Source organism: Paludisphaera rhizosphaerae (assembly GCF_011065895.1).
GTDB lineage: Bacteria > Planctomycetota > Planctomycetia > Isosphaerales > Isosphaeraceae > Paludisphaera > Paludisphaera rhizosphaerae.
In genome coordinates this window covers 104,176-117,021 of sequence record NZ_JAALCR010000002.1, presented here as the reverse complement: position 1 = coordinate 117,021, position 12,846 = coordinate 104,176, and the positions used below count along the sequence as shown (strand labels likewise).

Here is a 12,846-nt window from a genome sequence, read left to right as displayed (position 1 = left end):
AAGGCGGAGTCGCCGGGAGGGGTGGTCTGGCGGAGGGGGGCGGTTCCGTGCCATACTTGATCGCCGTTCGCACAGCCTTAGCATCCGATCGAGGCCGATCATGGAGCCCTCCCGCTCCCCACGACCCGCCGACGAGTTCTCCGAAGACGATACGCGAGGAATCCGCCACGTCGTCCAGCGACTTCGGAAAGCGAACAGGATCCTCGCTGTGACCGGAGCCGGGATGTCGGCCGATTCCGGCCTGCCGACCTACCGCGGAGTTGGGGGTCTTTACCGGTCGGAGACCGCCACGCCGCACGGCTTGACGATCGAGCAGATCCTGTCAGGCCCGATGTTCCGAGCCCGTCCTGAACTCACCTGGAACTATCTCCGGGAAATCGAGAGAGCCAGTCGGGGTGCCCAGCCGAACCGTGGCCACAAGGTGCTGGCCGAAATGGACGGCTACTTCGACGCCGTTTGGATCCTGACTCAAAACGTGGACGGTCTCCACAGCGCAGCGGGCTCGCGAAACGTCCTGGACGTCCACGGCGACCTCCACGTTATCAAGTGCACTCGATGCGACTACAGAGAACGAGTCGAGGACTATCAGGGCCTCGCTGACCTGCCGCTCTGCCCCATCTGCGATGCGGTCCTCCGTCCCGACGTCGTCCTCTTCGAGGAGTCTCTCGATCCCGAGAAGCTGGGTCGGCTGGAAACCGAGTTGTGGACGGGCTTCGACGTCGTCTTCAGCATCGGGACGAGCAGCCTCTTCGACTACATCGTCGCCCCCCTTCGAATCGCCCAGGCGGCGGGTAAGACGACGGTCGAGATCAACCCCGACTTCACGGCGATGTCCGAACTCGTCGAGATCAAGCTCCACGCGCGAGCCGCCGCGGCGCTCGATCGGATCTGGGAGGGCTACATGGAATGGTGGCCCCACACCTGACGGGGATCAGGGGACGGGAATGTGATCCAGGATCTTGCCGAGAATCTCGTCGACGGACATCCCCTCGGCGTCGGCCTCGTAACTGATCACGATCCGATGGCGGAGGACGTCGCGCGCGAGAGATTTTACGTCATGGGGCGTAACGTAATCCCGCTGAGAGAGCAGGGCGTGGGCTCTTGCGGCGCGCACGAGTGAAATCGTCGCCCGGGGGCTTGCTCCCAGATCGATGAAAGGCGCGAGCCCCAGACCGTAGGGCTCAGGATCACGGCTCGCCCGGACGAGGTCGACAATGTACTCCTTGATCGAGTCGGCCACGCGGATCGAGGCCGTCAATCGGCGAAGTCGAATCACTTCGTCCGGGTTGAAGAGCGGCTGCTCGTCGTCCGCCCAGGATTCTGGGTGCGGCGCTTCAGCGATGTTGGGGAGGTCGAGCATGGCCATTTCGGCATCACGACCGGGGTAGCCGACCAGCACCTTCAGCAGAAAGCGGTCGAGCTGCGCTTCCGGCAGGGGGTAGGTCCCTTCATGCTCGATCGGGTTTTGAGTCGCCAACACCCAGAAGGTGTCGGGCAAGATAATCGTCTCGTCCCCAACGGTGACCTGACCCTCTTGCATGGCCTCTAGCAGGGCGCTCTGGACCTTGGCCGGAGCGCGGTTGATCTCGTCGGCGAGTAGGACGCTGGTGACGATTGGGCCCGGCCGGACGTCGAACGAGCCGGTCGAGGGGCGATAGATCTGAGTTCCAGTCAGGTCGGCCGGAAGTAAGTCTGGCGTGAACTGGATTCGACGGAACGGGAGGTCGAGCGCCTGGGCCAGCGCTCGAACCATCCGCGTCTTGGCGAGGCCGGGGACGCCTTCAATAAGAACGTGTCCCCCGGCAAGAAGTGCGACGATCAGCTTCTCAATGAGCGGACGCTGACCCACAACCACCGTTTCGAGACGCTCGATCAGCCGGGAAACCCCGCGATGAGCGTCTTCGAACGGCGATTCTTCCGCGAGGATCTCAGGACTGGACATATCGAACGGTCACCGGCACAGGCGTGACGAATTAAGGCGGGCGAAACGACCTTACTTGGACGCCCGACGCTTCTCCATCAGCTTCCGAAGGATCTCGCCGGCTGCATCGCTCGTGTCCTTGAACTGCTGGTTGGCTCCGCCTGACCCTGGCGGGGGAGCCTTGGTCGCCTGCTGCTGAGCCTTTTTGGCAGCGTAGAAGGGATTCGACTCGTCGACGAACTCCTCAGCGGGCTGACCTTCTTCGTCTTCTTCGTCCTCGTCCTCTTCCTCGTCTTCCAGAGTATCCTCGAGTTCCTCGTCCTCTTCTTCCTCTTCTTCGTCCTCGTCCTCGTCCTCGTCCTCTTCTTCCTCTTCCTCTTCGTCGTCTTCTACCTTGGCACTTGGGACGGGAGTGGGCTTCGGAGCGGCCGGCGTTTCCGGATTGTCCTTGAAAGCTGCGATTGTGAGGGTTTCACCGCCGTAGACAGTCGTAGGAACCTCGGGATTGCTTCCGCCTGGTTCACCTACCAGCCAGGCGTCGATATCCTCGTTCAGCACGTCTTCGGGGGCAGAGCGGGCAGGTTTGCCGGGGGCCTTCGGGACTGGAGCGGCGGCAGCTTCGACCGGCTTGGGGGCGGCGGGAGTCGCGGCCGCAGCGCCGGGCACCCGCTCGATCGAGACGGCGAACGTCAACGGACCGACTTGGACCAGATCGCGGTCTTTCAGAACGCAAGGGCCCTCGGTCAGCGCCTTGCCATTGACCAACGTGCCGTTGCGGCTCCCCAGGTCGGCGACTGTGACCACGCCGTTGTTGATGTTGAACTCGGCGTGCTCGCGACTGACCTGCTCGCTGTTGGGCCGGAGGTGGCAGGTTTCGCCACGCCCGATCTTGAACTTCGTGCCGGAGAGGGGGATCTCCTTACCCTCCGGCTTTCCCCGAACGACGATGAGCTTCACTTTCATGGAGAACCGTCCCGACCTTCCCGGTCAACAACGAGTGGGGAAGCTGACATCCACGTACCGAGGTCGTTGCACGTCCGGACCGAGCGTCACCGAAGCCGCGGGCGAAGAGTCGCCGCGACGGAGTCGCGTCCTACTTCTTTCCGAGGCGCAGTGATGTCCCACATCGAAGGATGGCGCGCCGTAACGCCCATTCGACGATCGAACTCTGCCGAAGGAGGTCGGCTGAGGGCTTCAAGGGTCGTCTCGAGTTCCCCATCCAACACGCCTGCCGACCGGAGATTGTTGACATGACCCCCCTTCCGACGACCGCAAGCAGAAGGCCGGGAAGGGTCCAGCGATATTCTAACGGATTCCTTCGTAAGTCCAACCCCCTACTCACATCCATCCGAGCGGGTTTACAGATCGCAACATGGATTCGCGGTCGGGCGGAGTCGCGCGCCTCGCATTTCATTTTTTTCGGCCGACCGGCCCGCGTCGCGCCAGGAGAAAACTCCAGATCGGGTTAATGCTACGATTGTGTATGCTGTCCGCTCGGATCGAGACGGAGCGAAATCGGTCCGTGAAACTCGCCGCCTCGCTCGAGGGAACAGAGACTTCCGATGATCCGCACCTGGTCGCGAGGAGTCGCGGACGACCACATGAGCGAAGAAATCCTCATGAGGACGGGAGACGCCGTGAGGCGTCACCCCTGGTGGACCGCGCGTGCAAGACTAACACTCGCCCTCTTGAAGCGGTATGGGATCCGCCCGCCGAATCGGGTTCTCGACGCCGGCTGCGGCTGGGGTGTGACGCTCGAATCGCTCGAAACGGCCGGTTACGAGGCGATCGGATTGGACGTCTCTCCCCAAATCCTGGGTCGGCTCGACACCCCCGGCCGCCGGCTCGTCGAGGCCGATCTCACGCAAGCTTGGCCCGAAACCTCGGCCCCCGAGACGTTCGACGCGGTCCTGGCGCTCGATGTCATCGAGCACCTCGACGACGACCGGGCCGCCGTCGCCACCCTTTCAGGTCTGGTCAAGGCGGGCGGTTTGCTCGTGGTCAGCGTCCCGGCCCAGCCGTCGCTGTTCTCGGAATTCGACTCCGTCCAGGGGCACCGTCGGCGCTACCTGCCGGAAGGGCTCCGTTCCGCATTCGACGCCTCGGGATTGTCGATCGAATCGATCTTCTGGTGGGGCTCCTGGATGACCCCGATTCTCCGGCGACGGTTGGGGAGACGTGATGCGGGGCCCGGTGAAGATCCCGCCGAAGTCTACCTTCGCTACCTTCGGCTTCCTCCATGGCCGGGCTCGCTGCTCCTGAGTGCGGTCTACACGATGGAGCAGCCGTTGGCCCTGCGTGGCTGGCTGCCGACTGGAACGTCGCTATTCGCGGTCGCCCGACGAACAGTTTGAGCGATCACTTCTTCGACGGCCCCGTTTCGATCGGCACGTCCTCGGCGTTTCCCCAGTCGGACCAACCAAGGTAGTAGTTTCGGGTCGAGTATCCCAACCGTTCAAGGACGAACGCGTCGACCGAGGCTCGGCCGCCTCCCTGGCAATGAGCGACCACCGGCGAGCCCGGTTGGACGCCGCCGGCTCGCAACTGTTCCCGAAGCGCCTCGGGGTTGAGAAATCGGCCGTCGGCGTCGACCAGTCGAACCCATTCGACCGGACAGGCGCCAGGGATCCGCCCCCCTCGCATCGAGAGCACCCGATCGCCGACGTATTCAGCCTCGCTTCGGGCGTCGACGATTCGGGCGGACTGCGCTTTCAGGACGTCCGACACGTCCTCGCGAGTCGCCAGGCGATCCTTGCGCAAGGAGATCGGGAAAGGCGAGGCTGTGACCTTGGCAGGCTCCGAATCGACGGCCAGTCCCTCCCGTTCCCAGAGCGGAAAGCCGCCGTCGAGGAGGGCCACGCGCCCGACGCCCAGATAACTGAGCAGCCACCAGACGCGGGCGGCGTCAAGTTGACGCTTCGCGTCGTAGACGACGATCTCGGCCATCGGATCGATCCCGAGATCGGCGATCCAACCCGTCCACCGACCTGCGTCCTGCAACCCACCGGGAGCGGCCGCCAGGGCCTCAGCCTTCTTGACGTCCACCCAGACCGAGCCCGGGATGTGCGCCTTCTCGTATTCGGCCTTGGGACGAGCGTCGAGGATGCGCAGGCCTCGATCGTGGAGCCGGGCGACAAGGGCGTCGAAGGGTATGAGAAGCGCGGCGCCGGGATCGGCTTTTTCGGTCGAGGGGGACAGCAGACGCTTGGCTCGGTCGGCCGATCGCGTCTTCTCCGGGGTTACGAGGACCGCTCGAACCTGTTCACTGAGATCCGCCGGTTTGACCTTCCCGGCTTCGAGGGCGTCGACGAGGGCCTCGCGACGGTCGGCGTCGCGAACGAGCGCCTGCATCGCAAACTTACGATTTCCCGGCGTGAGACGACCGAGGCAATCCAGCAAGGGGGCGACCACCCTGGTCGACGGGACGTCCGCCAACGCGCAGACGGCCCCCTGGTGCAACTCAGGATCGATGCCGGCGGCGAGGTAGCGCGTCAGGTGCTCGCCGTGCTTCTCCCAGGGTTCGACGCCCAGCATCCGGAGGGCGTCATAGCGGGTTCCAGTGCGAACCTTCGCATCGTCGGCCATCTTCGCGGCCAGAGCGATCGAGCGGTCCCATCGGGCTTTGAGAGCAGGCTCGTCGCGAAGAACTTCCGCGAAACGTGCCCCGGGCATCGGGCCGGTCATGCTCACACCGTTAATGAGGCCGCCGCCCAGAACCACGGCGCGCCAGTCGTGGAGCTTGGCGTCGGGAGCGTCGGTCGGAAGCGAGACGTCCAGGATCTTCTTCATCTCGGAGGCATCGTCGCGCTTGCCCGCGGCGATGGCGACGCGCCAGATCCAGGGGATGCGGCGATACTCCTCCGCTTCATCGGCGGCGTCCAAACCTTCGGCCATTGCGGCGATGAGAGCGGCCGACCTTTCGGAGTTGCGGTCGATGAGGGCTTGCTTCTCCGCCGCGGTCGTCTTGGGGTCGAGAATCGCCTGCGCCACCTCAGCCGGCGTCTCGGGGCCGGAATCGCCGGCTTCGGCTGGAGTCAGGATGATCGCGCGGAGGTCTGCGAGCGCTCCATGAATCGGACCATCGGGTCGAATCTCGACCCGATGGACGGCCTTGTGGAAAACCTCGTGCGTGACCGAGGCTTTGCGGTAACTCCCCCATCCGCCGGTCGTCGGGACGACGCCTCGGAACGACTTTCTCCCCAGGTTCAGCAGGTAGGCGTTGCCGGCTGAGGCGTCGTCGCAGGCCCATTCGAGAGTCACGTCGAACATTGAGCCGTGATCGACTTCCACCGTCCACGCCGCGTGGTCGGCGGGAGCATGCCAGTAGCCGAGGTTCGCGTGTTCGGTCTCGAAGACGAGGCTGGGACCGTAAATCTCGGCCGTCGCCGCGGTCAGGCGGATCACGCCGCCAGGGCCCGCCTTGACGATCAGAGGACGATTTCCGTCCTGAACCTTCGGCCGGGACGCCCCCTTGCCAAGGTAGGCGATGACATCGGCGATTTCCTCGGGCTTCAGGTCGTTCTCCAAACCCTCCGGCATGAGCGATCGGCCGGACGAGGCGATCTCTTCAATGTCGTCGCGGAGCACCACATCGAGCGCCCCCTCCTGACGCTTCAAGGTCAAGGAACTGGCCGTTTCGCTGGCAATCAGCCCCGAGATGGTGCGACCGTCCTTCAGCGCGGCGTTGTAGCTGACGTAGCGGGCGTCGATTTCGCGATTCGGGTCGAGGATCGCCGTCAGCAACGCGTCTGGGGACAGGTCCGTCAGCGCCCCCAGATCCGGACCCACCTCGACGCCGACTCCTTCAAGCTTGTGGCAGACGGAGCAGGCGCGTTGGAAAACGCCCTTGCCGCGGATCGGGTCGCCAGGATTCGATTTCACCGACTCGTAGCGGGCGAGGACGTCGGCCCGAGGGCCAATCGCAAGAGTCCCAAACGCGGCCTCGGCGCGCTTACGCAGCGACTCGGGTCCACTCTTCAGGAGCCGTTCCCGATGCTGGGCCCCGATCTGTGAAGGAGGAATGCGACCGGCCTCGACGGCGGTCAGAAGCGAGGCGGCGGAAGCGTCCCGAGCCACCAGGGCGTCGATCGCGGCCGACCTCGCGCCAGGGCCGAGTCGATTCCAACGCACAATGATCGCATCGTCGGAGGCCGCATCAGCCAGCCGTGCCAGCGCCTGAAGGGCCGCAGTCTGGACTTCGGCCGGCTCGGCCGGGTCGAGTCGATCCGCGACCAAACCGCGATCCGAGTCCCGATCGGCGGGGCTTCGTCCCAACAAACGTAGAGAGGCGACGCGGTCGGCCGGCGACGCCTTGGCATCAGCCGCCTTCTTTCGAGCTGAAGCGATCAAGGGGAGGACGCGAGGGTCCGCGGCGAGTGCCGTCTCCTTCGCCGCGTCCAGGAGTTCGGCAGCGGCCGCCAGTCGCCACCGCGCGGGCTCCGGCTCAGAGGAGGAAGCGACCACGGCCAAAGCCTTCGCGACAGCCTCACGGTCCCGACTTCGAGCGAGCGTGGCGATGAGCGGCCCGACGAACGTCGACGGCGGGCCGGCGGGACCGGCCTCAGCGATCAGACGCTCCAGCACGATATGAGCGTGCGGCGTGGCCGAGGTGAGCACCGCGGCGCGAATCCAGGTATCGCTGCCGTCGCGGACCGCAATCGCCGCCAGCGCTCGGCCTGCCTCGGAAGCAGGCCACTCACCGAGACTCAGCGCCGTCTGATAGCGGACCCGAACGTCCGGGTCGTCCGCGAGACGCACAACGGCCTGACCGACGGCTGAGTCCTTCGCGAGCCGGGACTCGGCGATTCGGACCGCCTCACGCCGAACAATCGGCTTCTCGTCCCCGAGGGCCGCGACCAGAACGTCGGAATCCAGATCGCCCGTCACATCCAGGGCGGCGACGGCCTGAGCGCGGGCCTCGGGGATCTTGCTCTCTCGGGCGATCCGCATCAGGACGGATTTGGCGGAATGGTCCTGACGATGGTCCAGCAGGCGTTGGACAGTGTCTCGCACCGTACCGTTGGGGGTCTCGATGGCGGCGGCCAGCTCAGGCGTGCCGAGCGTTTCGAGCGTGGCCACGGGTCGGAGCGAACCCTTTTCGGGGACGACGCGGTAGATCCGGCCCTTGTCAGCCCCCGCGCGGACGTCCAGTTTGGCCAGCCGGTCGGGGCTGATCCAGCGCGGGTGCTCGATGATGAATCGATACATGTCCACGACCCACAGTGCGCCGTCGGGACCGGTCCGCACCTGGACTGGCCGGAACCAGGAATCGGTCGACGCCAGAAACTCGCGATCCTGCTCGTCCGGAGCCCGGCGGCCCGCGAAGGTCGCTCCCTGGGGCGTCAGGACCATGCGTCGGACGAGGTTATGGACAGGCTCGCAGACAAAGGCGTTGCCCAGGTATTCCTCGCCCAGCAGGGGGTCGCGATGAACCAGGGGGCTGCACGCGCTGGTGACCCGGTTGGCGTTCTGGGGCTCGTTGAAGCGGGTTAGCGTTCGACTGTCGGGGTAGAGCTTGGCCTGGTCTGCGTCCCCTTTGGGGGTCACGGCCGGTGAAGGGGACGACGCCCGTGGATTGCGCCGGACATAGTGATCGGGCAGCGGATAGTGCTGGATGAGGACGCTGTTGCTGCCGCCGAACTGGTTCCCCCAGTCGTCGTGAACACGACCCTGCTGGGTTAGTCCCGAGGCAGGTTCAAACACCCCGAGATCCGGCTTGAAACGAAAGTCCCGACCGCCGATCTCGACATCGCGGCCGTCTGCCCGGCCGTGGATCTTGCCGCCGATCAGGCCGTTCGCGCCATAGACCCAGCCGTCCGAGGCGTAGGCCAGTCCGTTGACGCGAGCCTGGTAATTCTCGGTGGCGAACCCTTCGTAGAAGGTTTTGCGCACGTCGGCCTTGCCGTCGCCGTCGGCGTCCTCGGCGTAGATGATCTGCGGAGCCGCGCAGATCAGCACGCCCTTCCGCCAAGAGGTGACGCCGGTGGGGAAGGGGAGGCCGTCGAGGAAGACGGTCGCCGTGTCGTACTTGCCGTCATGGTCGCGGTCTTCTAGGACCTTGATGCGGCCGCCGGGCTTGTACTTGCCGTCCAGGCCGGCCGGATAATCAAACATCTCGCAGACCCAGAGCTTACCGTCGGGACCGAAGTCGACGGCCACGGGGCTCTCGATCAGCGGCTCGGCCGCGACAAGCTCAACCTTCAGCCCTGGCTTCGTGCGGATCTTCGCGAGCGAGTCCTGAGGAGAAAGGGCTGGGATGTGGTCGTCGTCAGCCTGTGCGGCCTTCGCGGGCGCCTCGAAATTCTGGCCGGCGACGCGACGGACGCCGTCGATGATGACCTGCTCCAAGCCGGGTTTGAACCTCGTCGGGCGATCGTAGTAGACCATCGCCCCGCCCCCTTCGTATCCGCCTTCCTTGAGGATGCGTTCGGAGGGGATATAGCAAGGCGCGTCGTTGGCGTAAGCCGTGACCCAGAGACGTGACGAGTCGAACTCCTTCTTCAACCGCAACACGTAGTCGACGACGACCTCGCCCGGAAGGAAGACCATCATCAGGCCGTCGCCGAACCGCCAGGCCTGGGCGGAGTAGGGGAGCGTCTCGGCGAGCTTGCCGTCGCGCTCGAGGCGGGCGAGTTGTTTCGAGGCGTTGTAGCCTGGCGGCCCGCCAGCGGCGATCAGTTTCTCAAGATCGGCTCGGTTCGGCAGGGTGTCATACGAAAGGGGGAATCGGTCCATCGCCGCTTCCACCTTCCCCGTCAGAGGCTTCCACGGCCCTTTCATGAGCCGGGCGACCTCGTCGGCAAGGGCGCGACCGTGGTTCTCAGCGTCCTCCTGAGTTCCGCGGGGCTTGGGGTTCGAGTCGGCGCCGCATCCGACGACCGTCAGGGCGATGCATCCGGGATTGTCGGCCTCGATCCCGCGCTGGGCGGCGCCGGCCCAGTCACCGTCGACCTTGTTGTCCTCGGCCTTGATGGTCGTGCAGTGGCAAGCGTAGTTGGTGACGACGGCCCTGACCTTACCGTCGGGCGCTGTGACCTTGAGCACAGGGAGCGCGTGATCCACCGGCCCGCCAGGAGGATTTCGCCGGTTCGCCGCGAATCCGACAGTCCCCTGCGCCCATGAGAGGGTCGCCGGCCTGCGATCCGCCAATGCGGCGAGACAGACGCTTTCCAGCTTGTCGGTGAACTCTCGGGTATAAGCGTCGATTCGCTCTTGCTGATCGGCGGGGATCGGCTTCCCGAAAATATTGGGCGCGACGCCCGTCAGGAGGGGGGCGTAATGGGTGTGACTGGCTCCCAACGCCAGCCGCTCACGGCTCAGTCCGGCCTTCTTCTTCAACCGCGCGGCGACCTCGTCGACGATCTCCGCGGACACGCCCAGACTGTCGACCGACACGAGCACGACCGGCTTGTCAGCATCGGAACCAACGGCCAGGGCCTTGGCGAAGATCGGATGTGAGATGCTCGTCGTCTCAGTCGACCGGGCCAGATAACCGTGCAAGCGGATCGGGCCGGTGGGAGTCACGTCGACGCGAGCGACCCCGATGGGGAGCTCTTCCGCCCGCGAACCGCTCCCTGCAAACACTGCGAGACCCAACCAGAGACCGAAACCGAGTCGCTTCCTCATCGCATTTGCCTCCCATCCGCACAGTCTCTCGACGTCGAGGCGTCGAGTACTGGCGGCGATCCATCTTGCTAGGGAGGCCGAGCGATGGCAAGCGACCGCAGGCTTCAGGAGCCGACAGCGGTCAGGGCGGAAGCCTCGGTCTCGTGCGCGACCGGGAGATCCGCGTATCGCCCCTTCGGCAGGCGTGAGAGCCAGAACCAGTACAGCGCCGCCGAGGCGAGCAGGCAGACGCTGATCGTTTGGGAGATCGTCAGGCCGGCGAAGAAAATCCCTTCGTCGTTGCGAAGGTATTCGATGAGGAATCGGGTGATCGGATAGGCGAGCATGAGAACGCCAAGCACCTCGCCGTCACGACGGCGGAGCGGATAGTACGCAGTCAGGACGATGAGGAGCACGAGCGCGTCAAGCGCCGAGTAGAGTTGAGTCGGATGGAGCGGGAGAGAGTAAACCGCATCCGGGGGGATCAGTCCCAGACGGACCTCAGAATTCCAGGGGTCGGTGTGCTGAGGGAAACGCACGCCGAGCGCGGTGTGGCAGACGTCGCCGAAGCAACACCCGTTGAGGAAGCATCCCAGTCGGCCGAAGAGAGTGCCGACGGCGATCGACGGGGCCAGCGCGTCGAGGTAAGGACGGACAGGGAACGGGTTGACGCGGTTGTAGAGAAAGAACGCCGATACGCCGCCGAAGATGCCGCCGTAATAGACGATCCCCCCCTTCCAGAACTGGAAGACGTCGAGGATGCTGTCAATGCCGCGACCCCAATACTGGACGCAGTAGAAGAGACGAGCGCCGATCAAGCCGCCCGCGAACAGCCAGAAGGCCATGTCCAGAACGAGTTCGGGATCAAGTTTCTCGCGACGCGCCCGACGGACGGCAAGCCAGGTCGACGAGGCGAAAGCCAGAACGAGCATGGCCCCGTAGCCGTAGACCTTCAGTCCCAGGAACGGGATCGTGAACAGAACCTGTCGCATGGCGTTCCTCTCGCGTCCCGGCGGGCACCGGTTAGATCATCTCGGCCCAGGCTTCCCTACCGTTCTGGAAGGGCGCGTCGGACGCCTCGCCCAGCGGCGGATAATCGATCCTCTGGGTGATCCGGTTCTTGGAGTCGAGGGCGACGACCCGGGGCTGATGGGCCTCCGCCTCGGCCGCCTCGATCATGGCGAACGCCATGACGATGACACGATCCCCCACGGCGCCGAGCCTGGCCATCGCTCCGTTCAGCTCGATGGCCCCGGAGCCTCGCACGCCGGGCAGGATGTAGGTCTCGGCCCGATCTCCCGTGGCGACGTTCGAGACGAGGATCGCCTCATAGGGCAGCAGACCAACGGAGTCCATGAGATCGGGGTCGATCGTCAGGCTGCCGTGGTAATACAGGTCGCTCCGGGTGATTGTGGCGAGATGGAGCTTGCTCCTGAGCACCTTGAGCTGCATACGTAGTCGTCTCACTCCGTCAGGCGGGCGTTGTCGATGAGGCGGGTCTTGCCGAACCGCGCGGCCAGCAAGGCCACCGAGGCCCGACCGGGCTCGATGCGTTCGAGCGATTCCAGCGTCTCGGCGTCCACGACCTCGGCGTAATCGAGGGTCGCCCCCACTTCGGATTCTATCGGGGAACGCAGAATCTGTCGAACCCGGTCGGCGTCCGACTCGCCGCCGGCGACCGCCTTGCACGCCGCCTCAAGCGCCTTGTATAGCGCAACAGATCCCCGGCGCTGCTCGGCGTCCAGATAGGCGTTGCGGCTGCTGAGCGCCAGACCGTCCGACTCGCGGACGGTCTGGTGGGAGACGACCTCCACGGGCATGTGAAGATCCTCGACCATCCGCCGAATGAGGGCCTGTTGCTGGTAATCCTTCTGGCCGAACACGGCGACGTCTGGTCGAATGATCTCGAAGAGAGCGAGGACGACGGTCGCCACACCTCGAAAATGGGTCGGCCGAATCTCCCCTTCCAGGACGTGTGAGAGCCCGGGAACCTCAACGAAGGTCGCTTTGGGGACGCCGCGAGGGTACATCTCCTCGGCCGAGGGCTTGAAAACCAGGTCGACGCCGGCGGCCTCGCACTTTCGGAGGTCCTCTTCCAGCATCCGAGGATAGCGATCGTAGTCCTCGCCCGGGCCGAATTGGGCGGGGTTGACGAAGATTGAGACGGCCGTGAAATCGGCCAGCCGCCGGCATTCCTCCACCAGCGCGACGTGGCCCCGATGCAGAGCCCCCATCGTTGGGACGAGGCCGATCCGTCGGCCGTCCTCGCGAGCCTGCTCGACGAGTTGGCGCGCCGAGGGGATCGTGGTCGCCACCTGCAT

At 65.1% G+C, this 12,846-nt stretch carries 8 protein-coding genes; 2 read left to right on the top strand and 6 right to left on the bottom strand.

Annotated features, from left to right (window positions below):
* Nucleotides 1–100 precede the first annotated feature (100 nt).
* Nucleotides 101–925, top strand: a complete 825-nt coding sequence (locus G5C50_RS03080) for an NAD-dependent protein deacylase (protein ID WP_165064781.1) — start codon at nucleotides 101–103, stop codon at nucleotides 923–925.
* A 6-nt stretch (nucleotides 926–931) separates the two neighbouring features.
* On the opposite strand, the gene G5C50_RS03075 is transcribed toward G5C50_RS03080, so the two are convergent.
* Nucleotides 932–1,942, bottom strand: a complete 1,011-nt coding sequence (locus tag G5C50_RS03075; RefSeq protein WP_165064778.1) for an AAA family ATPase — start codon at nucleotides 1,940–1,942, stop codon at nucleotides 932–934.
* Nucleotides 1,943–1,993: 51 nt separating this feature from the next.
* Nucleotides 1,994–2,884 carry an FHA domain-containing protein gene (locus G5C50_RS32205; protein ID WP_206107565.1) on the bottom strand — a complete coding sequence of 297 codons (891 nt, stop codon included), beginning with the start codon at nucleotides 2,882–2,884 and terminating at the stop codon, nucleotides 1,994–1,996.
* A gap of 638 nt (nucleotides 2,885–3,522) precedes the next feature.
* Between G5C50_RS32205 and G5C50_RS03065 the strand changes: the two genes are divergently transcribed.
* Nucleotides 3,523–4,275 (top strand): class I SAM-dependent methyltransferase, encoded by a 753-nt coding sequence (locus G5C50_RS03065; RefSeq protein ID WP_165064775.1) that lies wholly within the window; start codon nucleotides 3,523–3,525, stop codon nucleotides 4,273–4,275.
* 4 nt (nucleotides 4,276–4,279) lie between these two features.
* On the opposite strand, the gene G5C50_RS03060 is transcribed toward G5C50_RS03065, so the two are convergent.
* From G5C50_RS03060 to panC, 4 genes are all read right to left on the bottom strand, one after another.
* A complete protein-coding gene (locus G5C50_RS03060; protein WP_165064772.1) occupies nucleotides 4,280–10,546 on the bottom strand; it encodes a neutral/alkaline non-lysosomal ceramidase N-terminal domain-containing protein in 6,267 nt (2,088 codons plus the stop codon).
* A 104-nt stretch (nucleotides 10,547–10,650) separates the two neighbouring features.
* On the bottom strand, nucleotides 10,651–11,517 hold the full coding sequence (gene lgt, locus G5C50_RS03055) for a prolipoprotein diacylglyceryl transferase (RefSeq protein WP_165064769.1): 867 nt from the start codon (nucleotides 11,515–11,517) through the stop codon (nucleotides 10,651–10,653).
* Between the two features lie 31 nt (nucleotides 11,518–11,548).
* Entirely contained in the window at nucleotides 11,549–11,977 is a 429-nt protein-coding gene (gene panD / locus G5C50_RS03050; RefSeq protein WP_165064766.1) for an aspartate 1-decarboxylase, read from the bottom strand.
* An 11-nt stretch (nucleotides 11,978–11,988) separates the two neighbouring features.
* Nucleotides 11,989–12,846, bottom strand: coding sequence for a pantoate--beta-alanine ligase (gene panC, locus G5C50_RS03045; RefSeq protein WP_165064763.1), 858 nt, complete (start codon nucleotides 12,844–12,846; stop codon nucleotides 11,989–11,991).

Excerpts from the sequence above, each read along its gene's own strand:
- G5C50_RS03065 (WP_165064775.1), top strand. The coding sequence starts at position 3,523 with ATGAGCGAAGAAATCCTCATGAGGACGGGAGACGCCGTGAGGCGTCAC.
- panD (WP_165064766.1), bottom strand. The coding sequence starts at position 11,977 with ATGCAGCTCAAGGTGCTCAGGAGCAAGCTCCATCTCGCCACAATCACC.
- G5C50_RS03080 (WP_165064781.1), top strand. The coding sequence starts at position 101 with ATGGAGCCCTCCCGCTCCCCACGACCCGCCGACGAGTTCTCCGAAGAC.
- G5C50_RS03060 (WP_165064772.1), bottom strand. The coding sequence starts at position 10,546 with ATGAGGAAGCGACTCGGTTTCGGTCTCTGGTTGGGTCTCGCAGTGTTT.
- panC (WP_165064763.1), bottom strand. The coding sequence starts at position 12,846 with ATGCAGGTGGCGACCACGATCCCCTCGGCGCGCCAACTCGTCGAGCAG.
- lgt (WP_165064769.1), bottom strand. The coding sequence starts at position 11,517 with ATGCGACAGGTTCTGTTCACGATCCCGTTCCTGGGACTGAAGGTCTAC.
- G5C50_RS32205 (WP_206107565.1), bottom strand. The coding sequence starts at position 2,884 with ATGAAAGTGAAGCTCATCGTCGTTCGGGGAAAGCCGGAGGGTAAGGAG.
- G5C50_RS03075 (WP_165064778.1), bottom strand. The coding sequence starts at position 1,942 with ATGTCCAGTCCTGAGATCCTCGCGGAAGAATCGCCGTTCGAAGACGCT.